Raw genomic sequence first — 24,510 nt, forward strand, 5'->3', positions numbered from 1 at the left:
TGTTTCTCCTGCCATGCAAACCTTTATCGTTGCGTCCATCCTTTACCAAAGGCTCCGGCTAGTTTTCCCAACCACTCCACCACTGCCGGGATGTCTTCGCGATGATCCCATAGATATTGAATGACGCGCATCACTTGCGCCGCCTGCTTTTTGCTTAATAGATTCAGGAAGATTTTTTGCCGATCTTCCAGCGAGGTGTGTGGATCGGCGGCGATCGCTTCAATTTCTTTGATCACCCACCATTCCATGATTGAAGAGCCAAACCGGTAGGTGACGTTGCCCTGATGCAACTGCCGCACCACCACGCCCCAATAGCGCAGATCAATCAGTTCTCGCTCTCGCTGGCTGAAAACGCGATTGATATCCCCCAAATCATAGTGTTTGTTGCGCAGACGCCCCTTCAAGCCTGACAGCGCAATTAACATGAGCAGCGATCGTTCCATTTCCGTAGTTGCCGCCCACGTTGCCCGAAAGAAATACTGCGTGCGAGCTAAAAACTCATCAAAAAATTCTGCGGCGGTGGGCACATCGCCAATGCGAAGTTTGCTATACAGAACATACCCGGCATTTTGCAGCAGCGTCGGATTGCCGCCGGCAATATCCTGAATCACTTCTTTGAGGGCTGGCGTCATCGGCATTCCTTCTAACAGCAACTCGGTTTCTGCTTCGGACAACGGCCCCAGCGGTAAATAGAGATAGTGATTGAACCAGGGAGATGTATCGGCTGTTAGGGGGGGGCCTAATGTGTCTAGGGGGCGCAGCGATGTGACCACCATCGAGAAGTTTTTCTTTTCACGGTGATGATAGGCCAAATTGCGACAGTCGCTTAAAAAGTTTGCCATCTCTGCCTCACTGTAGTCGTCATTGGGACGCAGCGCTGCATCATAATCGCCCACCAATAGCAGCAGAAATTTGCCATCTTTACCCAATTGCCGCAGCACCTGCCGCACATCATCTTTGCTAGATGTTCTCTGCACTAACAAGCCGTCAATCTGTGAGTGCAAGGGGTTGTCGGCACTCAGTTCCTCTTGCAACAACACCAAAATTTCGCGCCAGAAAGCGGCGGGGGTAAATGGTGTCAGCGCTTGGCAACTGAAGCGAACAATATAAGCGTGCGATCGATCTTGCTGATATAGCTGCCAGGTTTGGGCAGATGCCAGCAGTTCCAGAAACGATGACTTGCCCATGCCCGGTCCGCCCCAGATGGCCAAATGTCCACGACTTGCCCCGCTGCCAGAAATTTGATCAAACGCGGTAGCAATTTCTGCCGATCGCCCCACAAACTGTTCAGGTGGTACAACCTGGCTGGGAAAGAAAAGCACTTCTTGGAGCATGTCATCTGTTCCCTCGTCACTTATTTCCTTTCTTCACCCGTCATGGCACTACTCCGTATAGATGGATACACGGATACACCAACGGAATCGATACATGAGTCTTGGCGCACCATCCGCTGTCTTTCCTCATTACCCCCGCTGGGCGATCGGCAACGAGAATCGAAAGATACTGCCTACGCCTAATTCGCTGTCCACTTCAATCGTGCCGCCTTGCAGTTCCACCAAGCGCCGACAAATGGCCAAACCGATGCCTGTACCGCCAGAATTGCGATTGCGTGATCGATCGGCGCGCCAAAACCGTTCAAACACGTGGGGCAAATCTTCACGAGCAATGCCCTGTCCAGTGTCAATCACTGCCACCCACAGTTTGTTGCCTTCGGAGCGCACACGAATCGTTATCGACCCAGCGGGGGTATAGCGCAAGGCATTGCCAATTAAGTTGACCAAAATTTGCTCGACTCGCTCTGGATCAGCTAAGACGGGTGGTGTATCGAGTGGATAGTCCAGCAACATCTGGGGACTGCTTTCAGCCACCAACTGATCGGAGAATTTTTGAATGATTCCAGTTAGCAGCGGGTACAGGTCAAACGATCGGGCGTCGATCGGCAAGTAACCCGCCTCCATTTTGGAAAGCTCTTGCAAATCATTGACCAAGCGCTGCATCCGCGACACTTCGTTGGATAGCCGGAGATAAATATCTGTAGATGGCTCGATCGTTTCGTCTGCTAGCCCTTCTAAATACCCTTTCAGAATGGTCAAAGGAGTGCGCAGTTCGTGCGTCATGTCACCCACCAGTTCCCGACGACGGCGCTCTACATCGGCCAAACTAGCCGCCATGCGGTTAAAACTAGTGGCTAGCTGATCGACTTCGGGAATTTCATTGGGCGGGACACGCTCATTCAAATGCCCTGCCGCAAACTTTTTCGTGATTTCCTCCATTTGGATCAGGGGTTGTACAATGCGCTTTGTTACCAGATAGCTCAACCCACCTGCCGCAGACGCTCCAATCACCACCGACCAAAAGGCTCCTTGGCTCCAAGCATCTTCAAAACTTTGCATTAATTGCGTCCGCACTTGTCTGACGCTGACGCCACCCACTTCAATTTGCCTGAGATAGACCACAAAGAAGCGGGGAGACGAAAACTTGCCGATCGCCAGTAAGGTTAACAGTCCCACAACCATGACAATGACATGGGAGAAAAATAGGCGCGATCGCAACCCCATTTTGGACATGACTAAGCTCCACTCATGCGACGTATCTAGCGCGTTGTACCCTCCAAAACCAGCAGGTGAATCATGCAATAACGCCAAATAACCTAAATGATCCTATGCTGACCCTAGCACATGGAAAAAAGGATAAAGGTCGAAGGAGAAAGGATAAAGTTTTGGTGGGGCTGAGTCTAAGAATCTACCCCTACCTACTTGTTACAGTTCGTAAAGTATAATATGCTCCCAATCGAGATGCCTGCGGAACGGCTCGATCGAGTCTCCCATACGGTGTTTTGCCTGTGTTAACCCCACGTTAGAGTTTCTGTTTAACAAGAAGTCATCATGTATATCGTCCAGATTGCGTCTGAATGCGCTCCCGTAATCAAAGCTGGTGGATTGGGGGATGTCGTTTACGGTCTCACCCGTGAGCTTGAGATCCGAGGACACACCGTTGAGATTATTCTGCCCAAGTATGACTGTATGCGCTATGACCATATTTGGGGGTTGCATTATGCCTATTGCGACCTGATGGTGCCTTGGTATGGGGGGGAAATCAAATGCCAGGTGCATTGCGGTTGGGTACATGGACGGCTGTGTTTCTTCATTGAGCCACAGTCCGATGACTTGTTTTTTAATCGGGGGGTGTACTACGGCTGTGCGGACGATACGATGCGGTTTGCCTTCTTCAGCAAAGCAGCCTTGCAATTTTTGCAGCATACGGGCAAACGTCCAGACGTTCTGCACTGTCACGACTGGCAAACAGGACTCGTTCCGGTATTGCTGTACGAAATTTATCAGTATCACGGCATGGGCCATGTTCGCGTTTGTTACACCATCCACAACTTTAAGCATCAGGGCATTGCGGGGGCAGAAATTTTGCAAGCAACTGGGTTAAACCGACCCGACCACTATTTTCAGTACGATCGCCTGCAAGATAATTTCAACCCATTTGCTCTCAACCTGATGAAGGGCGGCATTGTCTATTCCAACTTTGTCAATACGGTGTCGCCGCATCACGCTTGGGAAGCACATCATGGTGAGTTTGGCTATGGGCTAGGGCATACGCTGCATGTACATCAGGGCAAGTTTGGTGGCATTCTCAATGGCATTGACTATGATGTCTGGAACCCAGAGATCGATCGCTACATTCCCCATCCATACACCTCAGACGATTTGACGGGTAAAGCCAAAAATAAAAAAGCACTGCGCGATCGGCTGTTGCTGCGGGACGAAGATAAACCCCTAATTGCCTACGTCGGGCGCTTGGATCAGCAGAAAGGAATGCATTTGGTGCATCATGCCATCTACTATTCGCTGTATCGCAATGCTCAGTTCGTATTATTGGGGTCAGCTACAGAACCCGGCATTAACAACTGGTTCTGGCACGAGAAAAACTTCCTCAACAACAACCCTGATGTGCACCTAGAGCTTGGCTTCAATGAGGAGCTATCTCACTTAATCTATGCCGGAGCCGATATGATTGTCGTGCCCAGCAACTTTGAACCCTGTGGATTGACGCAAATGATCGGACTGAAATATGGCACCGTGCCCATTGTCCGGGGTGTAGGCGGGTTGATCAACACCGTGTTCGATCGCGATTACGACATGACTCATCCCTCAGAAGAACGCAACGGGTATGTTTTCTATCAAACCGATAACCAAGCCCTTGAATCCGCGATGGATCGGGCGATCGGGCTGTGGTCTTACTATCCCGAAGAATTCGAGAAACTGGTGCTGCAAGGTATGAGTTACGACTATTCCTGGAATCATCCTGGTACGGATTATTTAGCTGTTTATGAACATATTCGGCATAAGTAGGGGAGTCGGGAATCGAGAGTCGAGAGTCGGAGGAAAGTTGGGCGTTGCTAAATTTAAGGATGATTAACGGAATTTGTTTAATCCCCAACCCCTAATGCTCCACTCTCGCTACGGCCATTGAATGTTTTGCTGCTGAATGTACTCTTGTGTTTCGGCTTGCGGCACATAACGATAGCCAAAGGTTGAGGTGTCTGAGTCATCTAGAATGTGCGGGGTCAGCAGGACGATCACCTCTTGTCGTTCGTTGCGACGCTCGGTACTTCTGAACAAGGCGCCTAAGATGGGAATATCTCCTAAAAGTGGAACTTTGGTGACGGTGGCCCGATCTTGGTCTTGGATAATGCCCGACAGAATCAAGGTCTGTCCGTCGCGAATTCGCAACAGTCCTGAAGAAACCCGCCGCACTGCTAGTAGGGTAATGGTTTGTCCACCGCCACTCAGCCCAATGTTGATGGTTTGGGTAGCCGTGGGGGCCGAAATCGACGGAGCCACCGAAAGAGAGACAAAACCGTTATCATCAATGCGATCGACCCGCACATCTAAGATCAGTCCAGCAGGCGTGCGCTCGACTTCCACGGTTTCGGTGCGAACTCCTTCCGAGGTTTCAATTTCTCGCGTAATGTTGGTGATCACATCTTGGGTTAGCTGCACCTGTGCGGCCTGTCCTTCCTGCACCACCAATGTCGGATCGGTCAAAATTTTGGCATTGCCACTGGTGACTGCAAACCGTAATTGAGCCAGGAAATTGCGAACGAAATTGTAATTGCCAGCACCTATAGGATTAATAAAGCTATCGACGCTATCGGCTCCCACGCCTAGCCGCGAGGGTAGATCTTCTGGTGTGGTGCTGCCAAAGTTGATTACGCCCACCCCGCTATCCACAATAACTCCGGTATCGTTAATGCCAAACGAGAAACTAGTGGAAACGCGATCGACTCCCAGCAAGTTGACATCAATCACCCGCACGTTGATCGCCGCTTGTCGCCGCCGAATATCCAGTTGTGACAGTTGTGCCGCCGCAATTTCAATTTTTCGGGGTGCGCCCACCAACGTGACGGAATTGGTGCGGGCATCACCTGTCACCTGCAAGCCACGCAGTAGCGGTTCCGAGTCTTCATAGTCCACCCGTTGCACTTCTACCCGGCTTTCCTGTGCTTGCGTTGTCACGGTGGGCTGCTGGGCGGTGGTAATTCCTTGGGTTGTGATGGGGGCGGCCTGAACAGTAGTAATGACGCGATCGCGCGTGACCGAAGTTTCTGCCCCTAAACTCACCAAAAATGCCACGGCCGACTCCACTGGCACTTGATTCAGCCGTAGGGTGCGCGTCACCAACTGACGGGCTGAATTGGGCAACCGTGGCCCGACAAAAATGGTGCGTCCTACCCGATTCACATCTAAATTGGCAATTCGGATGACGTAGTTAAACACGTTTTGCACAGGTTCATTTTCAATATCGAGCGAGATCCGAACATCGCCTGCTGGATCACCTTCATCTGAAGCCCCCGTATCGCCCACATAGGCCACGTTTAGCCCGGCTGCTCGCCCTAACAGCGATAGTACGTCCCGCACTGGGGCCTCTCGCAAAACTAAGCGCGGTACTACTTCAGTTGTTCCCAAATCAATTTCAAGGGGCGAGGTGTCGATTGCCGAGGTGGCAATATCGCCGATCGGCGGCGGCACGGGGGCCGGCAGCGTGGGGGGCACATAGGTTCGTGACGGTTCCACCACTGGCACCCCATCGATTGTCACACCCGGATTCGGCACTAACACCTCGGATGACACATGAGGCGGTAGCGCAAACGATTCATCGGGGGGTGCTTCGGTGGATGGAACGGAGGCGTTCAGTGGAGCCGAAGAAGAAGCCGGAGCCTCAGGCGTTGCAGGCTGTGTAGCTGAAGGAACGGATGCTATTTCTCCAACTGGAGCCACATTCAAAACCACCTGATTGCCCGCCGTCTGCACGTCTCCACTGGGTGGGTCTGTTTGTCCAGTTACGACCACTCGCACACTGTTTTGGTCAAGCTGCGTCACACTCACCGATGTAATTCCAGGAGCCGGGTTATTTTGCACAAACCCATTACTGCCGTCTAATTGCAATTGTGTGTTGATAATATCGGCTACCAAGGCATTGCCTCGGCTAACGGTGAAGACCTGGGGACGATCGCCGCTGCGGGTTTCCATCACTACGGCTGCACCCGATTCACTAGGATTCACCTGCACATGGGTAATACGAGTTGGAGCCGCCTGTGCCGATTGACTTGTCATCATCACGATCGCTGCCCCGGTCAAGACCCCTCTGCCAAACAGTCCACCTGTGATGAATTTATTTAGAAATACTCGTTTCACCGCTCACACCTCCACAAATCTAGCTTGAGTTTGGAATTAAATTTTTGTAAAGAAAAATAAGTTACCAAGAACGACCAAACGTTGATTAAATTATCAGTTATGCACGTCGCTCGCCTGCTAATTTTCATGAGCGGCTGACGATCGGGCAATATCTCTATGGTGCAGGGCTAGGAGGCGTCTCTGCTGGTTCTGCCTCTGATTCTGCCTCTGGGCTAGCCGCTTGATTGGCATCAGAAGTCGCCCCGGTTGGCACCAAGGCTTCTAGGCGAAAGTTTGTGGTGATTCGGGGTTCCGGTTGGGCCGTGGAGACCGCTTGCCCCTGTCCATTGATCACCAACCGCTGAGCCGAGGGATCAAGCTGAGAATTGAGATTGCTCACCACCAACAAGGGCTGTAGGCGCTCGATGCTGCGGATGATTGAAACCACTTGGGGAAATGAGCCTTGAATGCTGACGTTATACACGCGGCGTTCTAGCTTGTTGTTGACGGCTTCACCATAGGTATTATCATTCACCACCCCCGATGCATCTGGATCTAAATTAAACCGGGCTAAAGTAGCACGGCGATCGGGATTTTGCACCCCTGCATTTGCCGATTGCACCCGCTCATTCACATCCAGTAACAGCGTATCCAAGCTGCGTTCGGTGGCAAACAAACTCAAGACTTCTGCTTGCAACTGCTGAGCTTCAGCTAATTCGGTTCTGGCCTCTTCAATGCGCTGCTGGGTTTCCGCCTGGTTTTCCAATTGCTGCTGTTTAGCGGTCACATCCTGCCTCAGTTCTCGATTGCGTTCCAACGTAGGCTGTACCACACTGATCCATAGCCAGATTGCTGCCCCTAAGCCCAAGAGCGCCACCAACACACCCCCAACTGTAGGAGTCAGGGTCAAGCCAAACAATTTGGGATAATTTGGCTCTTCCAATTCATTGGGATTACCTGGAACAAAATCACCACCAGCCGTCATGGTTGTATTACTCCTCTGTCGCGAAGGGCCTGAATCCGAGTTGCCAATCCCACAGACAAGGTTCGCTCTAAATCCTGCAACAGCGCCGATGCGGGCAGGTTTGTCAAGCTTCCCTCGATCGTGTACTCTACCACTCGTGGCAGTTCCACCTGAATTTCGCGATCGGGCAATTCATTGGCGATTTCCACCTGAGTGGGATTGTCAATCAGTTGAGAACTGCTGAGTTGAACCGTATCAGTATTCAAGAACGGCGATCGCTTGAGCGTCAGCACAAAGTCATTGACATCATTAAACGATCGAGCATATCCCCGAATTCTGACCCGCGATGGTGACGGCTCGGTCGCCGCAGACTGAAGGCCATTGTCGTCAGTTGGCGGAGGGGATTCTGCCTCTACTTGCAATTGCTCAATATTGCTGATTTGTACATTGCTTGGCACCCGCCCCCGAATATCTTGCAGCACCGCGGACCATGGCTTAATGCGATCGAACACGGTAGCCAAAGCTCGGTTTTCGGTGTCAATGGCTTGAATTTGAGACTCAATAGTATTGATCACCTCTAACTGGGCATTCAGCGCCGTCAGTTGGCTATCCAGTTCAGCTTGTTGTTGCTCAAGCTGGCGATTTTGGCTTTGCAACAGGAGCCACACCCCTCCGACCATTGCTGGCAAGGCAATAGCAACGGCAAGCCCAATATAGAAGGGCAGCGGACTCTCTCGTTGACCCCGGCGAGGCCTGCTTACGCTTGCTTCAGTGGGGCGATCGTGGCGATCATTGAGAAAATTGATGTCTAAGCTATACATATCCCGATCCTCATCCTCCTCCTGCCTCGCGTAGCCCCAACCCCAGTACAACGCCCAATCCCACCCGTTGTGAAGATGGAATCTCTTGATCAATTTCCAGCGAAAGGGCTGAAACCGGATCAATTTGGCTAGCCGGCAAACTAAGCCGCTGTGAGAAAAATTCGTCTAATTGACCGATTGCCCCACCCGGCCCAGCCAGCAACAGTTGAGCCACTTCTGTATTGTCGCCCTGGTTGTGATAAAAATCGATCGATCGGCGCAGTTCATCGGATAATTCACCTAAAACCCGGAGCATGGCGGCGGTGCCAGGATTGGTTGTTCCCGGCTTTGGCGTCGTTGCGCTCATACTATCCATTGGCACAACGGGCACAGTCATCCCTTGTAGCAGTTCGGTATTGCGAGACGGCGGCAAATTCATGGCTCGACTGAGGGCACTTTGAATCTGATAGGTTCCGATTGGCACAGTGCGAGAAAATTGCGGCACTCCTTCTACCACGATCGAAATTTCAGTGCTCTCAAATTCAATATCTACGATCGCTGTGGCTTCCTGCGAGGTAAACTGCCGCAACTGTTGGCGAAGGGTGCGGATCAACGAAAAGCTGCTGATTTCTAGCACATCCAGCAATAGCCCTGCCTGACGAAATGTATCAAGGTAGGTATCAGTGACTTCTTTACGGGTTGCGACCAACAACACCTGAACCTTTTCAATGCCGTCTTCATCGAGAAAAAACCCCAGCTTTTGATAATCCACGTCGGCTTCTTCGCGAGGAAACGGCAAATATAGTCCTGCTTCTTGATTTAGCACCATTTCCCGCAGTTCACGATCGTCCAACTCAGCCGGAACGGAAATAATGCGTGTCACGGTATCCCGACTGCCGGGAATCGCCGTGGCGACATGTTTCACCTTCAACTTGGCTTCTATTAAGACTGACTGAATAATTTCAGCCATCGCAGCCGAGTCGGTAATTTGTCCTTCCTGAAAAACACCTTCCGGCACTTCAGCCGAAGCCAAATTAATCAACTGAAACCCTTGTCCTTTCCTTTTCAAACGGGCCACATTGACGCGATCGGGAGCCAATTCCACGCCAATTCCGTTTGGTTTTTTCGCAAATAGATTTTTAAGACCACTAGCCACAGTTTTTGTCCGTTGATTCGGAAGTAGAAAAGAAGCTTATCTATGTGAGGTAGAGGCAAAAGTTACGAAAAGCCAAGATCGACACAAATAAGCTCACCCATGAGTCTTCTGCTATTGATAATAGCTAATCCACCCATTCTTGAACCGATCGTCTTTGTTTGAGCAGAGACACCAATATTCTCGAAACCCTATCCTAAAACGCTAAATATCGCGCCTCCTTTTCTTTTCTATAGAAAAGAACCTTTAAAGAATTGGAACATCACCCAATTTCAAACGTGCGTGTATTTGTGCTCAATTTCTCCACTGTTTTGATTCCATCTTGAGATTGAATCACCATACAGCAACTTCTTCAAAAGGATAGTCAGACAAGCACAACGCCAAAATAAGTGTGCTCAAGAGAAATTCTAGGCAAAATAAAGGCAAATGCTTGAGCGAAAATACGCAAATCACACTCATATAACTTAACACAAGAGCTGGAAAACTACTACAGGTAGAGTGATACGGCAAAATACTACTCAATCTGTAGAGGTGCTATGATTGCAGGTGAATTAGTTTAAACACAGTAACTTTCTGTTTACTTCTCCATCATCATCGAGTTTGAGCAGTCTTCCGAGTAGACTTTTAGTTGCTCAACTTGTCACGCTTCGTCAAGCGTTGGTGACGTACCAATGTCAGGATTGCTGATGGATTGTGCTCAGATTGTTTAAGTTATTTGCGCTATGTTTCATTCTGCGTTCGCGGACGACAAATACCGAAAACAGACGTGTAGCCATGCAAAAATGTTGTTCCTTCTACCGGACCAATTTCGCCGTTACAGAAGAAGCCGCTGAGGGGAACCGAAATGAATTGATTGAATAGTTGCGAATCAAAATCTGGCTCATTGTATAAGCCTTCACCACGTCCCAAGCAAGAAAACATCAGCGCACCCACCGGCGAAGTTGATAAGGACTGACTCTGATAGCGTTGCAACAGAGTTGTGAGATCGGCTTCAGAGGCCTTGGCATCCCGCAAGTGAAATTGAATGCGCTGCCCCGGTCGCACTCGATCGCCAATGGCAATGGCTCCAGTTTTGGGATCGACCCCCAGCAAATTGCGAATCAGAAAATCTCCCTGTTCCAGATGCTGTTTAAAAGCGCTTTGGGCAACCCCCACAAAGAGCGCTCGTTGCGCTAGCAGTCGATCGTCTTCGCTGAGGGTTTGAAATAAGTTTTGCAAAACTTCGAGCGGTGTTTGGGGCAGTCCACAGGAAGACCCATCCTCATTGGACTGTTCCTCTAGCTGCGTCAAAATATTGCGTTCTCCTTCCACCACACGATAGGTATGCCCAATCGGCCGACACCCTTGAGCCACGATCGTCTCTAGCACAATATTGCCACTGAGGGCCACACCCACTACCCCATCACGCCGTTGTTGATAGTCGCAAAATAAACAGCCGTAGCGAGAGGCAGAATCCACGCTTGCGAGTCCACCAATTTTGGTAGATCCTGGATAGGCATAATCTAATCCTTGCAGCACTTCATTAAGTCCCGACGCGGTGGGATCGCCCAACAAAATAAATTGTGGATTGTCTTGTGGTAAAACCCCAATGCGATCGATCCACGCATCGGGTGGCCCATCCAAATCTGGTAGGCGATCGGTAGACAGATGAAACGTCTGCACCGTAACGTCTGGTAGATATGCCAATGTTAGCCCCAGGGCAGCCGTATCTTCTACCTCGCGTACATGCCCAGCCGAATTCACACCAATCACCCCGCCACCACTACAGCCAATCAAGGCAGGCACCGACAACCGCTGTTGCAGTAGGGGCATTAATCGCGAAAACTCACTGGCAAAAGCCGACGAGATAAACACAAGTCCGAGATCGGGTGGAGCTTGAAGCAACTGCTGTGCTTGAGTTGCAACTTCCTCAACAGCAGCTTCCAACGAGGGGCGGGTTGAGAGCGCACTGGCCCACTTCATAGCATTCATCATGAATCTACCAAGCCAAGGTTATCTGGCGACTTCTTTTATCCGGCAACGTAATGGGCAATGAAATATTGGCAACGATATTTCAAAGGCTTTCCATAAAAATAATCAATCATAGTCTTATTATCCCTTGTTTGGCTACAGCCACAGCGGATACTGAATACCGAACTATGGCTTTCCGGTGTTCAGTAACAACGCTCACAGGCAGTTACCCGTATCTAACTTTATGATGAAAAAGAGTGCCCCGAAAGCAATCGAGTGCTATGTCTGGGATATGTTGCCTGCTTTTGGCAGTGGCTAGCTTGGTTAGCGATCGCTCTAACCGTATATACTCATAGGTTAGAGGGTTGCCGATTAAGACCACCCAGAAGGATGACTTACGGAGGCTTCTCGTTGGGTTACTCTTACAATTAGTAAAGTTCTGTACTTTAGCAGAGTCGATAAAAACAGGAAGTCCATGAGCAATATTCAAGATCAAATCGAGAAAGAGCGTACCGAAGCCCGTGAAGTTTGCGGCGTCAAAGGCGCAGAATCTGCAGAATGTGCAGCTGCTTGGGATGCTGTTGAAGAACTGCAAGCAGAGGCATCTCACCAAAAGCAAAAGGCCCAGCCAGAGAAAAACTCTTTTCAACAGTACTGTGATGCCAACCCCGATGCTGATGAATGCCGGGTATACGACAACTAGCCTTCACTGCTCTGGCGATGTTTCTTGGTCCGCAGCACCAGCACGCTGACTTCATGGAAATGAATTCGATCGATTCATGGATTCAGGCAGGTTAAGCTGATGTAATTAATGCTACGGTAAAGTCACGTGGGGTATCCGTTCGGGTGCCCCCTTGTTGATCAACGGGGCTGGGACTGAAGCAATCAGCAACCTCGATGCCAACGGGTGATGCCAATGAGCGGTGCTGTGGAAATCATTTGGCACACGTTCAAGTTGCTAACCTTGATAGTAGATAGGGGCAGAAATGGAGTATGGTGCTACAGCAATGGCAGGTGAGACTGACTGATACGGCTGCTACCCATCAGTTAGGCATCCGCTTGGGGCAGTGGCTCAGTCCTGGTCAGGTGCTCTTGCTTCAAGGTGACCTTGGTAGCGGCAAAACCACCCTGGTGCAGGGAATAGGCACAGGATTGGGAATCCAAGATCCGATCGTCAGCCCAACATTCATCTTGCTCAATGAATACTTGGAAGGACGGATTCCACTCTATCATGTTGATCTGTATCGCCTTAGCCCTCCAGAAGTTGAAGCACTTCAGCTTGAAAGGTATTGGGACGGGGTTGAAGTGATACCAGGGATTATGGCGATCGAATGGCCAGAAAGGTTATCGTATAAGCCTTCTAGCTATTTGCATATTCACCTGTCTTATATAAACAACGGTCAACGACAAGCAACGATCGAATCAGTGGGAACCGATTCTCCTGCATTGAATCAGCTAATATCCAGCATTGACACTACTAATTAAACTACTAATTAAACATTCAGTTAAACATTAGATCGGGCATCAGATCGGGTTAGCTTTCGACAATGCATTAAGCTCCTTCACCCAGCATGGCAGGTACATCGATCTCTTTGATGCAGGTGGCCCGCGATAGGGAAAGCACACAATCAATGATACGGAGCAGATCGCTGAGAGGAATCGCCTCACCCCCTAACAAGTGATCGGCAGCCAGATCCGCTAGAACCTCCGGTGTGCCGACATTGCCGGGATTGATCACTGTTACTCCAATCTGCTGCGATCGCAACTCTTCCCGCAAGGAATGCACCACCCCCCGCAACCCAAACTTCGAGGCAGTATTGGCTACTTCTCGGCCAGAGAAATTATCTCGCCCTGATAGGGAACCCATGAAGACAATTTTAGGATTGTCTGATCGCCGCAACGCAGGCAGCAATGCTTTTACTAAGCGAATAGGAGCCACTAGGTTGACGACAAGAACTCGCACAATATCTGCATCGGAACAGGCTTCAAAGCGGTATTGGCTCGTGAAGGCATGGGTTTCCCACGTGCCGCCCATATATAGCAACGCATCGAGGGGCGCTTGTCCGATCGCGCTTGCCACTGTTTCCACCCCAGCCAAGTCTGCCAAATCTGCCTGAATCCATTCCCCAATGGGTGATTTAGTGCGAGATACCGACAGTAAGCGATCGGTCTGGGGGGCTAGATGTTCTGCGACAGCAAGTCCAATGCCACGGCTGGCTCCAGCAACAAGAATGGTTTTGAATGACATGACAGTTCTCTCAATTTACTAAGATTGGGTTAGCCGAAGACCGAACTTCGTTACGCCTGGAAAATCACTATTGAATTGTTCGCTGAAGTACGCCGCATGGAAGGTTTGATAGGGCTTAAACCCGATCGCCTCATAGGTACGACGTGCTACCTCGTTGCCGTTGATGATCATGATTCCGGCATGAGAGTGCTGCTGCGATCGGCCTTCCTCCAATAAGGCTTTGAGTAATACCTTGCCTAGACCACGCCCTCGAGCCTCTGGCAACACAGCCACATTTTCAATAATCCAGGGGGCTTGTGGCGTCAGGAAAAACGGTCGGAGATCCCCGCCCCACAGTTGTAGATAGCGATCGCGAAAGGTCGTTGTTATCTCCTCAGACCAATTCAACTCTTGGGCAACCTTGTTAAGACTAGACAGACGAAATGGACAGTAATCCTCTAAGTTGGGAATGTAGCCTGCGGCAGCAGCCACAGGGTTTCCCTGCTCTTCTAGGACTACGAAATCTGTTACGCCACCCCAATTCGATGCATCGGCTCTCAGCACTGCTTCAATAAATTGCATAGCTCTTATTCCAGTGCCTTGAAGCAAGTCTTCCCAAAAGCAACGATTCAGTGGCGGCAGGGAGACCTCATAGTCAATTCGGGCTAAGAATGGGATATCTGCGGTTGTGGCTTTGCGAGTCTTTAGGACGGCATCCATCACAGTCTCCTCGAAGAGAGTGTTTATAAAAGATACAATCTGTATGCATCTAAAATACAGGGGTTCAATTCTATTCGTCAAGATACAGACTGTATGAATGTTTATGCAAATGTTAGAAATGTTAGTGATATGCTCGATACGTACAAATAAGCTATGCCTGCCAAATTAACCAAGGCGGAGCAAACCCTGCGTACCCGCCGTGCCATTCTTGATCGGGCCCGTCATTTGTTTGCAACAAATGGGTATACGGCCACCGGAACCGAGGAAATCATCAGCGAATTGGGGATTACTCGAGGAGCGTTGTATCACCAATTCCACGACAAGCTGGGCGTGTTCAAAGCCGTAGTGTCTGAAGCCTATGATGAGATAGCCACCTACATCAGCAGCAAGGTACAGTCACTGGATGATCCGTGGGATCAGTTAGTGATTGGCTGTCAAGCGTTCTTGGAAGTTGCTCACCAAGAGGAATTACGACGACTAGTGTTCATCGAAGCTCCAGCCGTGTTAGCAGCAGATACCTTAGTTGAGTTTGATCAGCATGGCTTTGGTCTATTGCATGAGGCAATTCAAACAGTCGTTGCGCAAGGAAAGCTGAACACAATCGATGCAGAGGGGTTTGCCCATTTAGTGAATGGTGCGCTGAATGAATTGGCGGCATGGATAGCGCAATCCAATGATCCCGATCGGTTAAAGACGGCTCAACAGTTAGTTGAAACCCTATTAATTCGGCATCAGAATAGTCCTGAGAACAGTGCTTGACGTGGCTGAATAACGCGATGATGTTGAGAGGATGTCTAGATATGATCTAGAGGATATTTAAGCATTCTACGCTAGCTTTCCCCCATGGCGGCAACCAGAAGCTCCCGTTCTCTTTTCTCGGAAAAAAGTTGGAACTAGGGCAAACCCTCCGGTTAAGCTCTAGGGTATCAGACACATACGATCGCCCAAAGTTCACCCCCATGAACCAAACAGTCATTATCATTGGCAGCGGCATCGGTGGTTTAAGCTGTGCTGCCTTGTTAGCCCGTTATGGCTTTAACGTCACCGTTTGCGAAAGCCACTCGATCGCTGGAGGAGCCGCCCATGCCTTCGAGCGCCAGGGGTTTATCTTTGATTCTGGCCCATCTCTCTATTCTGGGTTGTCCTATCGCCCTTCACCCAATCCCCTACGGCACGTGTTAGACGCGATCGGGGTTGATGTAAATTGGGTCACGTACGACACCTGGGGCTGTTTTTTGCCAGAAGGAGACTTTGAAACCTCTGTAGGAGCCGATCAGTTTTGCCAAGTATTGTCTCAACTACGCGGTTCCACAGCAGTCTCCGAATGGCGTTACCTTCAACAGGTGATGGAACCGTTGGCCAACGCCGCCGTTGCTATGCCTCCAGCCGCCGTGCGGTTTGATTGGGGAGCCGCTTTGACGATCGCCCCGTTTGCGTGGTCATTAGCGAGCCACGCTCCCAATATTTTGAAACTGACTGGACCCTTTAGTCGGATCATGGACGGCATCATCCATGATCCGTTTTTGCGCAACTGGCTGGATCTGTTGAGTTTTCTGTTGTCGGGGTTACCTGCCAACGGTACAAGTGCGGCTGAAATGGCGTTTATGTTTGCCGACTGGTATCGCCCCGGTGTCAAGCTCGATTATCCGATCGGCGGCAGTGGAGCGTTGGTGAATGCGTTGGTGCAAGGCTTGGAAAAACACGGCGGCAGAGTGTTGCTGAATGCGCATGTTGAGCAGATTGTAGTCGAGGACGATCGGGCGGTAGGGGTGCGGTTGCGCACGGGGCAAACGCTGCGAGGGCGAGCGATTATTTCTAACGCTTCGGTGTGGGATACGCTGAAGCTATTGCCAGAGGGGGCTGTGCCTAAACAGTTCGTGGAAACGCGACAAGCCACACCTGAATGCGACAGTTTTATGCATTTACATCTCGGCATTGATGCGACTGGACTATCCCCGGAGCTAGCGTGCCACCATATTATTGTTAACGATTGGAGCCAGGGCGTTACGGCTCCTCAAAATGTGGTGCTGATTTCAATTCCCTCGTTGCTTGATCCCGCTCTTGCACCTCCCGGCAAACACACCATTCATGTCTATACTCCTGGCAATGAACCCTATGATCTGTGGCAGGGGATGGATCGTCATCGTGAAGCGTATACCCAACAGAAACATGCCCGATCGCAGGTGATGTGGCAAGCGCTGGAACGAGTGATCCCTGATATTCGATCGCGCTGTGAAGTTTCACTGGTGGGAACGCCTTTGACCCATGAACGCTACTTGCGTCGCCATCGGGGATCATATGGCCCGGCCATTCGCGCTGGTGAAGGAATGTTTCCTGTCCCCACTACTCCCTTAGCAGGGTTACTATGCTGCGGGGATTCAACGTTCCCTGGTATTGGATTGCCAGCGGTAGCCGCTAGCGGCATGATTGCAGCGAATACGCTGGCTCCGGTTTCCAAACATTTGGACATGCTGAACGCGCTCGGCTATCGGTGATGTTTGCGGGGCGATCCACTGACTGAAATTGCTAGCCCCTTGCTTCAACAATTTTCGATCAAGTGGGGGCAATCTCGATCGAAATGCTATCGTGACAAGAGGCCCTGATTATCCTAGAATGAAAACCCTGTGTCTACCTGCGCTCAAAGGGGCGTGGTTTTGTACTGCTGTCTAAACTTCCTGTTTCTCCTATGACTATTGATCCTATCCAAGCCTATCTCCGCTCCATCGGCAGAACGTCTCTACTCACTCCTGCCGAAGAACTGGAACTTGCGAAAGCGGTGCAAGCCATGTTGCCGTTGCTAACTCTGGAGTCGCCTACAGCCGAAGAATTAGCAATCATTCGTCGGGGCAAACGCGCCAAAGATCGCATGATCCAAGCCAATTTACGATTAGTGGTGACGATCGCCAAAAAGTATCAAAACCGAGGACTTGACCTGCTAGATCTCATTCAAGAAGGCAGTCTTGGATTGGAACGAGCGGTTGAAAAATTTGATCCGACTAAAGGTTATAAGTTTTCCACCTATGCGTACTGGTGGATTCGTCAAGGTGTAACACGAGCACTGCAAACGGATGCCCGCACAATTCGTCTTCCAGTTCACATTCAAGAAAAGCTGAGTAAAATTAAGACCACCACCAAAGCCTTAGCCGCACAAACAGGACGAAAACCGACAGCCGACGAGCTAGCGGCTGCTCTGGATATTACCCTGGAAGAACTGCGCAGCCTATTAGCCCAACAACGTCGCTGTGCCTCGCTAGATGCGTTTGTAGGACAAGAACAGGAAACGCGATTGGGGGATCTGATTCCCGATGAACAACAGCAATACCAAATGGAAACGATGGCGCTGCAAGATCAGTGTCAGCAGTACTTAGCGTGCTTAACAGATAAAGAGCGTCAACTAATTTCACTACGCTTTGGACTAAAAGATGGCAAACGCCATAGCTTAGCCGAAGTCGGTGAGGTGTTTGGCTTCTCTAGAGAACGGGCCCGCCAAATCGAGGTGAAGGCTATGCGCAAACTACGGCAAACGGCTAATGCGTCTGCTTATGCTTGATAGCGTGCTTTGAGCAGCATTCCTGAAGGAGGAAGTCGATCGAAAGGTAGAACAGATAGTAAGGCAATCTTCTACTTTCGGAAAATGCTGGGTGTCCCGTGTAGTTACTATCATCGACTATATAGTAAAGCTCTATCAACACTGCCCTCTGGTTCTGCTAGAGGGCTTATACCTTTTAAAGGGCCAAGACCGATTAATTGAGAAAAGGTTTCTGCTCTCACCCCACATTTCGTTTCCTGAGCAGTAAAGATGAGTAGTAAAGAAACGTTGAAACCCACTCGATCGTTTCGACTTCCCTTTGCCCCTCTCTGGAAGAAGTTGGAGGATGAGCAGTCAAAGATAAGCACTCAAAACAAAGCGTTAATCAATAGCAAATTTTTGAGGAATTGCCCACCGGCCAGCGACCTACAATGTTTAAGATTCGCCCCAAATTCAAGGGTAAACATCAAGGACGTGTTAGAAATCAGAGATATAGCCGATGTAGTAGTTTTTAGCATTCATAGCAAGATATAGGGCCTGTAGATATGAACCAACTGACACTGGAATGGCTAGAGGCAGGTCAGGTTAGAACCCATACAATTCAAGCTCAACAAGCAACGAAGCAACCAGGAAGTTTTCGCATTGGTCGTGATCCAAGCCAGTGTGATTTAGTCATTCAACATCCGACGGTTTCGAAACTGCATGTCGAAATCTTTTTTGCGCCTCAACAGCCTGGGTTCTTTTTGCGCAATCTGCGCGAACCAAATCCACCGTTGGTCGATCAAAAGCGGGTGATTCAAGGAATTGCTCAACTACATCAAGGTAGCCAAATTCGGTTGGGGGAACTGGATATAACGGTGCAGTCAGTTGAAGTGGCAGTGGTATTGCCAGCAACCGTGGTGGCTGTTCCCCAACCGCGATCGCCCCAACCTGTTCATGCCCATCGATCGCCCCAACCGCAACCCGACCCAGCACCTCAACCGGTCGTCAATCTCTCCTATGGGCTGCAATGTCCCAAGTGTCACCACGTATCCACCTATGACCGGTTGCAAGTAGGTTGTGCCTGGTGTGGAACATCTTTAGCTGCCGCTCCTAGTGTGCTACTAGCTCCGGGTAGTTAAGTGGCTCAACTCCCATCATTTTTTCTATTCACCACGCGCTTAACCGAAGGGATCGCATTATGCAGATTCAATTGACCTGGGAAGATCCGGCTACCGGAGAGCGACGATCGCCAATACTATCGGTTCCTATCGCGTTGGGGCGCGAGTTTGCCCGTTTACCCGATACACTCAACCGTCAGCGGGTGGCACGCATTGTTCTAGAAAGTGGGCAGGTGTCTCGCTATCATGCCCTGATCGAGCAAGAAGGCACGGGGATTGTCATAACGGATCAAGGCAGTTCCAACGGTATTTTCATCAATGGCACTCGGCAGGGGCGCAGTTTTCTGTCTACAGGCGATATCGTGCAAATTGGGCCCTACCAAATTTCCATTGCCTTAGCGGGGGCCGCCACACCTCAACCTCGCAGTGGCTCTACGATTATTTTTCATCCCGAAACCGATCTACCCGTTCCGGCTTCCCCTGCGCCGCCCGTGTCTCCCACAGCCCCCGCGTTCCCGCCACCGCTGTTCCAAGCACAACAGGTCTCGATTCAAGACCTGTTGCATATAGGCTTTCCCGTTCAAGAATTTGACTATGCTGCATTGGGGGCTGGGTTGGGCAGTTTCATCTGGGTCGATTTATTGCGAATTGGTGGCGTTCGTACTAGTCAAATTGTGGCGCTGGGTATTGAAAAGGTTCCGTATGCGCGCTATCAGCGGCTCTGTGTCAATTCTCAAATTCCGCCCCATGAACGCTTGCGATCGAATTCTGATTCCTGTCCTGACAATATTTGGGGTTGGCCCAGCTATGCTCTGCGTGAATCTTGGCATGATTTTTGGAAGGGTAACCTCGGAGAAGCGTTCAAGCATTTGTGGCAAGTATTCGGTGAACCCACGTTTGCTGAAACCTATACCCCCCGATCGGGCAATGTATTTGCCTCAATCGATCGAGAAGCCAAGCGCATTGGCTGGGATGAAATCTATCGCTATGGACGGATTCGGGGCATTCGCAAAACGGATGATGGTCGCTATGTCATTGCCTATTCGCAAGCCTCGGCGAACCGTCGCGATTATGGCTTCATCGTGGCGCGGTATGTGCATTTAGCCACAGGCTATCCTGGCATTCAAGTTCTGCAAGATCTCCAGGATTACCGCGAACGGACAAAAGATTTCAAGACCGTTGTTAATGCTTACGAAGAACACGAACACGTTTACAAGCACCTAGAGCAACAAGGCGGTACGGTGATGATTCGCGGTCGGGGCATTGTGGCGTCGCGCATCGTGCAGCGAATTTATGAAGTTCGCAAAAACAATCCCACCGTCAATGTAGCGCTGCTGCACTTGTTGCGATCGGCAAAACCACAGGGCAATCGCTTTGGCAAAGCTCAACGGGCGGTTAAAAATTACTATGAGCTACAGCCCTTTAATTGGCCCAAGGCCTGTTGGGGGGGGGATTTGCGCGTCATGTTGGAGTCGGCCAGCCCCGCAGAACGGCAGCGGCTTTTGGCAGACTGGGGCGGCACCACCACCGCCGATCGAGTGGACTGGCAAACCATTGCCCGGCAAGGTCTCGAGCAAGGATGGTATCAGATTGTATTTGGTGATGTGGAGAAGGTAGAACCTAACGGACAAGGGGGAACTATTACCTACATTAAGGAAAAAGAGTTTAAAGGCAAGCTGGAACTGAACGCTGACTTTATTATTGATGCGACGGGATTAGATGCCAAGGTGAAAACCAATCCACTGTTAGATGATTTAGTCAATCACTACCAATTACCCATTAATCCACTGGGACGGTTAGCTGTCTCGAATGACTTTGAGTTAACCGAGATGCGATCGGGGGGGCAAGGACGCATGTACGCGGCTGGAGCGATGACATTGGGCGGACCCTATGCGGCTGTTGATAGTTTCCTAGGTCTGCAATTTGCAGCACTGCGATCGGTAGATGACCTCGCCAAACATCGCGCTCCGCGCCTGCATCGCACCAATGGCGTAGGGTCAGTGGTTCAGTGGTTGAAGTGGGTATTCAATCAGTCTCCAAATTGAGTGGTTTGGTTCAATTCACTCGTATCAGTAATTGTAGTGATTGATTTTGATATTGGTTCAATAATCCTATAGTGTTAATCTAGCTCTTATGACTCCTACTCTCATCGGACGCTGGCAAACTCGGATTCTACTATTTGCGATCGTTGGTTCATTGGTGTCGCTACCTTTTTTTCTAATAACTGGTAACGATCCTATCTTTTTTATTATCTTGCTGTATATTGCTGGATTCGGTTTAGTTTGGGATGTTCTGTATAACTACTTGCAGCAGTTTCGCTGGGATCACGATTGGCCAGCCGCGTTACAGGTACTTGCGGCCCTTTGGGAGGGTATCTTTTTTGCAATTGTGTATAAGCTAGTGCCGCTACCTGGTGTAGAGCGGCAGGCTCCACTGTGGCTCTTTGCACTGCATTATGGTTTAGCGTGGTTGGCCATCTTCATTGCCTCTCAGAGTATTATGCGAGTCATTTTTCCACGCTGGCGCTTTCACGGTGGGCAGTGGCTCTGAATGGGTGACAAATAACGGGTAAAAGATGAGGAAGGGGGGGAGGATGGATGCGGCACAATCTTAATCAGAGCGTAGGAGCTAGAAAAAGTCGCATATTGCGTTAATCAGAGGCAACGTTCAAACCCAAAAAAGGGCGGTTTTCCGCCCCTACATGTCTACATCTAGAGTATTTGAGCATAATTTGCTCGGTATTTTCTGCTAAACCACTTCAGACACCACTTTTTGCACCTTCAATCCGGCTCGCTCTTGCGAGTAATGTTCTAGCTCGATATGAACGGGTTCGACCTTCCAAATCTCGCGGCAGTACTGAGCGATCGTGCGGTCAGATGAAAACTTGCCCATTCGTGCCACATTCAAGATCGACATGCGAGTCCAGTTATCTTGATGGCGAAAAGCTTGGCTGACCTGTTCCTGACAGTCTACATAGGACTGGTAATCAGCCATCAACATGTACTGATCGTAGTTGAGCAAATCATCGACAATGCACATAAACAGGCTCGGTTCCTTGGGCGAGAAGAAGCCCGATGCCAACTGATCAATGACGCGCTTTAGTTCGGGGTTGGAGTTGTAATACTCCATTGGCTTGTAGCCCCTTGCTTTCAGATCCATCACTTCTTGGGCCGTTAGACCGAAGAGGAAGAAGTTTTCTGCTCCTACTTCTTCGCGAATTTCTACATTCGCGCCGTCAAGTGTGCCGATCGTCAACGCTCCATTCAGGGCAAATTTCATATTGCCAGTGCCAGAGGCTTCCTTACCAGCCGTGGAAATCTGTTCCGATAAGTCGGCGGCCGGATAAGCAAACTGTCCTAACGACACACTGTAATTCGCCAAAAATGCCACTTTGATGCGTCCAGCAACATCCGGATCGTTGTTGACGACATCTGCAACCGAATTAATCAACTTGATGGCCATTTTGGCCATGAAGTACCCTGGAGCCGCCTTACCGCCGAAGATGATGGTGCGTGGCACAATGTCTAAACTGGGGTTCGCTTTGATACGGTTGTACAGCGTAATCACATGTAAGGCATTGAGGATTTGCCGTTTATATTCATGAATTCGTTTGATCTGCACATCAAACATGGAATTGACATCCACGTCCAACCCATTGTGACGCAACAAGTATTCAGCCAACAGCTTCTTGCGATCGAGTTTAATTTGTCGCCAGCGTGCCCGGAAAGCGGCATCGTCTACAAAAGCTTCCAACTTGCGCAATTCGTCTAGATTTTTCAGCCACCCATCGCCAATTTTTTCGGTAATTAAATCAGACAGCGGCGGATTACTCATCAACAGCCAGCGACGAGGCGTAATGCCATTCGTTTTGTTTTGAAATTTGTGTGGCCACAGTTCGTAAAAATCGCGCATCAGTTCTTTTTGAATTAGCTCTGTATGCAACGCTGCTACCCCATTCACTGTGTGACTACCCACACAAGCCAAATGGGCCATACGAATCTGTTTTTCCTCGCCTTCCTCAATCAACGACATCCGCGTCAGCTTACCCGCATCACCCGGATAGCGGGACTGGATCTCGGTAAGGAAACTATGATTAATACTGTAGATAATTTCCAAATGGCGCGGCAACAGCCGTCCAAATAGCCCCACTGGCCAGCGTTCCAATGCTTCTGCTAACAGGGTGTGATTGGTGTAGGCAAAGGTACGGCGGGTAATATCCCAGGCTTTATCCCACTCCAATCCATATTCATCAATCAACAACCGCATCAGTTCTGCCACCCCGATCGCCGGATGGGTATCATTCAACTGAATCGCCACCTTGTCGGGGAAAGCATCAAACGTATCATGTTGGCGCAGATACAAGCGAATAATATCTTGCAGGGAACATGACACAAAGAAATATTGCTGTTGCAGGCGCAGTTCTTTGCCTTGAGGTGTATCGTCTTTGGGATACAGAACCTTCGAGATATTTTCAGCAAAAGTCTTGGCCGAAACAGCCTGGGTATAGTCTCCGGCGTTGAACACCTGGAAGTCAAAATCCTCGCTGGCTCTGGCCGCCCATAACCGCAGTGTATTCACCGTATTGCAGCCATACCCCGGTACTGGTGTGTCATAGGGAGTACCATATACCGTCACGCGAGACACCCAGCGCGATCGATACCGCCCTTCAGCATCAGTGTAAGACTCCGTATGACCACCAAATTTCACCTCGACCATATAATCAGGGCGGGCAATTTCCCAAGGATTGCCCCGGCGCAACCAATTATCTGGGTGCTCAACTTGCCAACCGTCACGAATTTCTTGGTCAAAGATGCCAAACTCATAGCGAATACCATAGCCAACGGCTGGAATTTCGAGCGTGGCAAGAGAATCCATGAAGCAGGCGGCCAAACGCCCTAAACCGCCATTGCCTAGCCCTGGTTCTTCTTCACGCTCTAGGAGATCATCTAGATTTAAACCAGATTCTTTCAGTGCTTGATTAATTTGGTCATACAAACCCAGGTTGATTAAGTTGTTGATCAGCAGACGACCGATGAGAAATTCTGCTGAAAGATAATAAACAACTTTGACATCACGATTGAAGTAGGTTTGGGCGGTTTTAATGCGACGATGCACCAGTCGATCGCGCACCGTATAAGCCAGTGCCATATAGTAATCGTAGAGCGTCGCAAAGTTCTCATCTTTCCCTTGAATGTAGTAGAGGTTGTCCGCAAGGGCGCGTTTCAACGTTTCTACCGTTGTCCCAGTGCGATCGTCCTCTACGTGGATATGAACATCATTAAATGGCTGGCTATTCATAAGCTCAGATTCACCAATACGTGGTAAAGAATCAATCTAACCTGTGTTCTGACAGTCTATGCACCTTACAATCTAAGCTAGCA

The 24,510-nt window shown here is 49.9% G+C and carries 19 protein-coding genes; 9 read left to right on the forward strand and 10 right to left on the reverse strand.

The window, feature by feature from the left end; all coding sequences use genetic code 11:
* Positions 1-23: 23 nt before the first annotated feature.
* Positions 24-1,334 (reverse strand): ATP-binding protein, encoded by a 1,311-nt coding sequence (locus tag OXH18_RS09560; protein WP_268612390.1) that lies wholly within the window; start codon positions 1,332-1,334, stop codon positions 24-26.
* Between the two features lie 129 nt (positions 1,335-1,463).
* A complete protein-coding gene (locus OXH18_RS09565; RefSeq protein ID WP_268612392.1) occupies positions 1,464-2,567 on the reverse strand; it encodes a sensor histidine kinase in 1,104 nt (367 codons plus the stop codon).
* Between the two features lie 318 nt (positions 2,568-2,885).
* Here OXH18_RS09565 and glgA point away from each other — a divergent pair, with 318 nt between their 5' ends.
* On the forward strand, positions 2,886-4,361 hold the full coding sequence (gene glgA / locus OXH18_RS09570) for a glycogen synthase GlgA (protein WP_268612394.1): 1,476 nt from the start codon (positions 2,886-2,888) through the stop codon (positions 4,359-4,361).
* A 108-nt stretch (positions 4,362-4,469) separates the two neighbouring features.
* Here glgA and OXH18_RS09575 read toward each other — a convergent pair whose 3' ends face one another.
* From OXH18_RS09575 to OXH18_RS09595, 5 genes are all read right to left on the reverse strand, one after another.
* Positions 4,470-6,707 (reverse strand): type IV pilus secretin family protein, encoded by a 2,238-nt coding sequence (locus OXH18_RS09575; RefSeq protein ID WP_268612396.1) that lies wholly within the window; start codon positions 6,705-6,707, stop codon positions 4,470-4,472.
* Between the two features lie 154 nt (positions 6,708-6,861).
* Complete coding sequence (locus OXH18_RS09580; RefSeq protein ID WP_268612398.1) at positions 6,862-7,671, reverse strand: GspMb/PilO family protein; 810 nt, start codon at positions 7,669-7,671, stop codon at positions 6,862-6,864.
* A complete protein-coding gene (locus OXH18_RS09585; RefSeq protein WP_268612400.1) occupies positions 7,668-8,471 on the reverse strand; it encodes a PilN domain-containing protein in 804 nt (267 codons plus the stop codon). The genes OXH18_RS09580 and OXH18_RS09585 overlap by 4 nt, the downstream gene beginning before the upstream one ends.
* A 10-nt stretch (positions 8,472-8,481) precedes the next feature.
* Entirely contained in the window at positions 8,482-9,606 is a 1,125-nt protein-coding gene (gene pilM / locus OXH18_RS09590) for a type IV pilus assembly protein PilM (protein ID WP_268612401.1), read from the reverse strand.
* 717 nt (positions 9,607-10,323) lie between these two features.
* The gene (locus tag OXH18_RS09595) at positions 10,324-11,577 is read right to left on the reverse strand and encodes an FIST signal transduction protein (RefSeq protein WP_268612402.1); all 1,254 of its coding nucleotides are present in this window, start codon (positions 11,575-11,577) and stop codon (positions 10,324-10,326) included.
* Positions 11,578-12,028: 451 nt separating this feature from the next.
* On the opposite strand from OXH18_RS09595, the gene OXH18_RS09600 reads away from it, so the two are divergent.
* On the forward strand, positions 12,029-12,256 hold the full coding sequence (locus OXH18_RS09600; protein ID WP_268612403.1) for a Calvin cycle protein CP12: 228 nt from the start codon (positions 12,029-12,031) through the stop codon (positions 12,254-12,256).
* Positions 12,257-12,546: 290 nt separating this feature from the next.
* Entirely contained in the window at positions 12,547-13,038 is a 492-nt protein-coding gene (tsaE, locus tag OXH18_RS09605) for a tRNA (adenosine(37)-N6)-threonylcarbamoyltransferase complex ATPase subunit type 1 TsaE (RefSeq protein ID WP_268612404.1), read from the forward strand.
* 67 nt (positions 13,039-13,105) lie between these two features.
* Here tsaE and OXH18_RS09610 read toward each other — a convergent pair whose 3' ends face one another.
* Complete coding sequence (locus tag OXH18_RS09610) at positions 13,106-13,801, reverse strand: SDR family NAD(P)-dependent oxidoreductase (protein ID WP_268612405.1); 696 nt, start codon at positions 13,799-13,801, stop codon at positions 13,106-13,108.
* Positions 13,802-13,819: 18 nt separating this feature from the next.
* Positions 13,820-14,500, reverse strand: a complete 681-nt coding sequence (locus OXH18_RS09615; protein WP_268612406.1) for a GNAT family N-acetyltransferase — start codon at positions 14,498-14,500, stop codon at positions 13,820-13,822.
* A gap of 153 nt (positions 14,501-14,653) precedes the next feature.
* On the opposite strand from OXH18_RS09615, the gene OXH18_RS09620 reads away from it, so the two are divergent.
* From OXH18_RS09620 to OXH18_RS09645, 6 genes are all read left to right on the forward strand, one after another.
* A complete protein-coding gene (locus tag OXH18_RS09620) occupies positions 14,654-15,259 on the forward strand; it encodes a TetR/AcrR family transcriptional regulator (RefSeq protein WP_268612408.1) in 606 nt (201 codons plus the stop codon).
* A gap of 200 nt (positions 15,260-15,459) precedes the next feature.
* On the forward strand, positions 15,460-16,995 hold the full coding sequence (locus tag OXH18_RS09625) for a phytoene desaturase family protein (protein WP_268612410.1): 1,536 nt from the start codon (positions 15,460-15,462) through the stop codon (positions 16,993-16,995).
* A 191-nt stretch (positions 16,996-17,186) separates the two neighbouring features.
* On the forward strand, positions 17,187-18,050 hold the full coding sequence (locus OXH18_RS09630) for a sigma-70 family RNA polymerase sigma factor (protein ID WP_268612412.1): 864 nt from the start codon (positions 17,187-17,189) through the stop codon (positions 18,048-18,050).
* A 524-nt stretch (positions 18,051-18,574) separates the two neighbouring features.
* Positions 18,575-19,150, forward strand: coding sequence for an FHA domain-containing protein (locus tag OXH18_RS09635; RefSeq protein ID WP_268612414.1), 576 nt, complete (start codon positions 18,575-18,577; stop codon positions 19,148-19,150).
* A 59-nt stretch (positions 19,151-19,209) separates the two neighbouring features.
* Positions 19,210-21,174 carry an FHA domain-containing protein gene (locus tag OXH18_RS09640; RefSeq protein ID WP_268612416.1) on the forward strand — a complete coding sequence of 655 codons (1,965 nt, stop codon included), beginning with the start codon at positions 19,210-19,212 and terminating at the stop codon, positions 21,172-21,174.
* Between the two features lie 88 nt (positions 21,175-21,262).
* Positions 21,263-21,679 carry a hypothetical protein gene (locus OXH18_RS09645; protein WP_268612418.1) on the forward strand — a complete coding sequence of 139 codons (417 nt, stop codon included), beginning with the start codon at positions 21,263-21,265 and terminating at the stop codon, positions 21,677-21,679.
* Between the two features lie 198 nt (positions 21,680-21,877).
* Here OXH18_RS09645 and OXH18_RS09650 read toward each other — a convergent pair whose 3' ends face one another.
* On the reverse strand, positions 21,878-24,427 hold the full coding sequence (locus OXH18_RS09650) for a glycogen/starch/alpha-glucan phosphorylase (protein ID WP_268612420.1): 2,550 nt from the start codon (positions 24,425-24,427) through the stop codon (positions 21,878-21,880).
* Positions 24,428-24,510 lie beyond the last annotated feature (83 nt).

Source organism: Thermocoleostomius sinensis A174, assembly GCF_026802175.1.
Classification (GTDB): domain Bacteria; phylum Cyanobacteriota; class Cyanobacteriia; order Elainellales; family Elainellaceae; genus Thermocoleostomius; species Thermocoleostomius sinensis.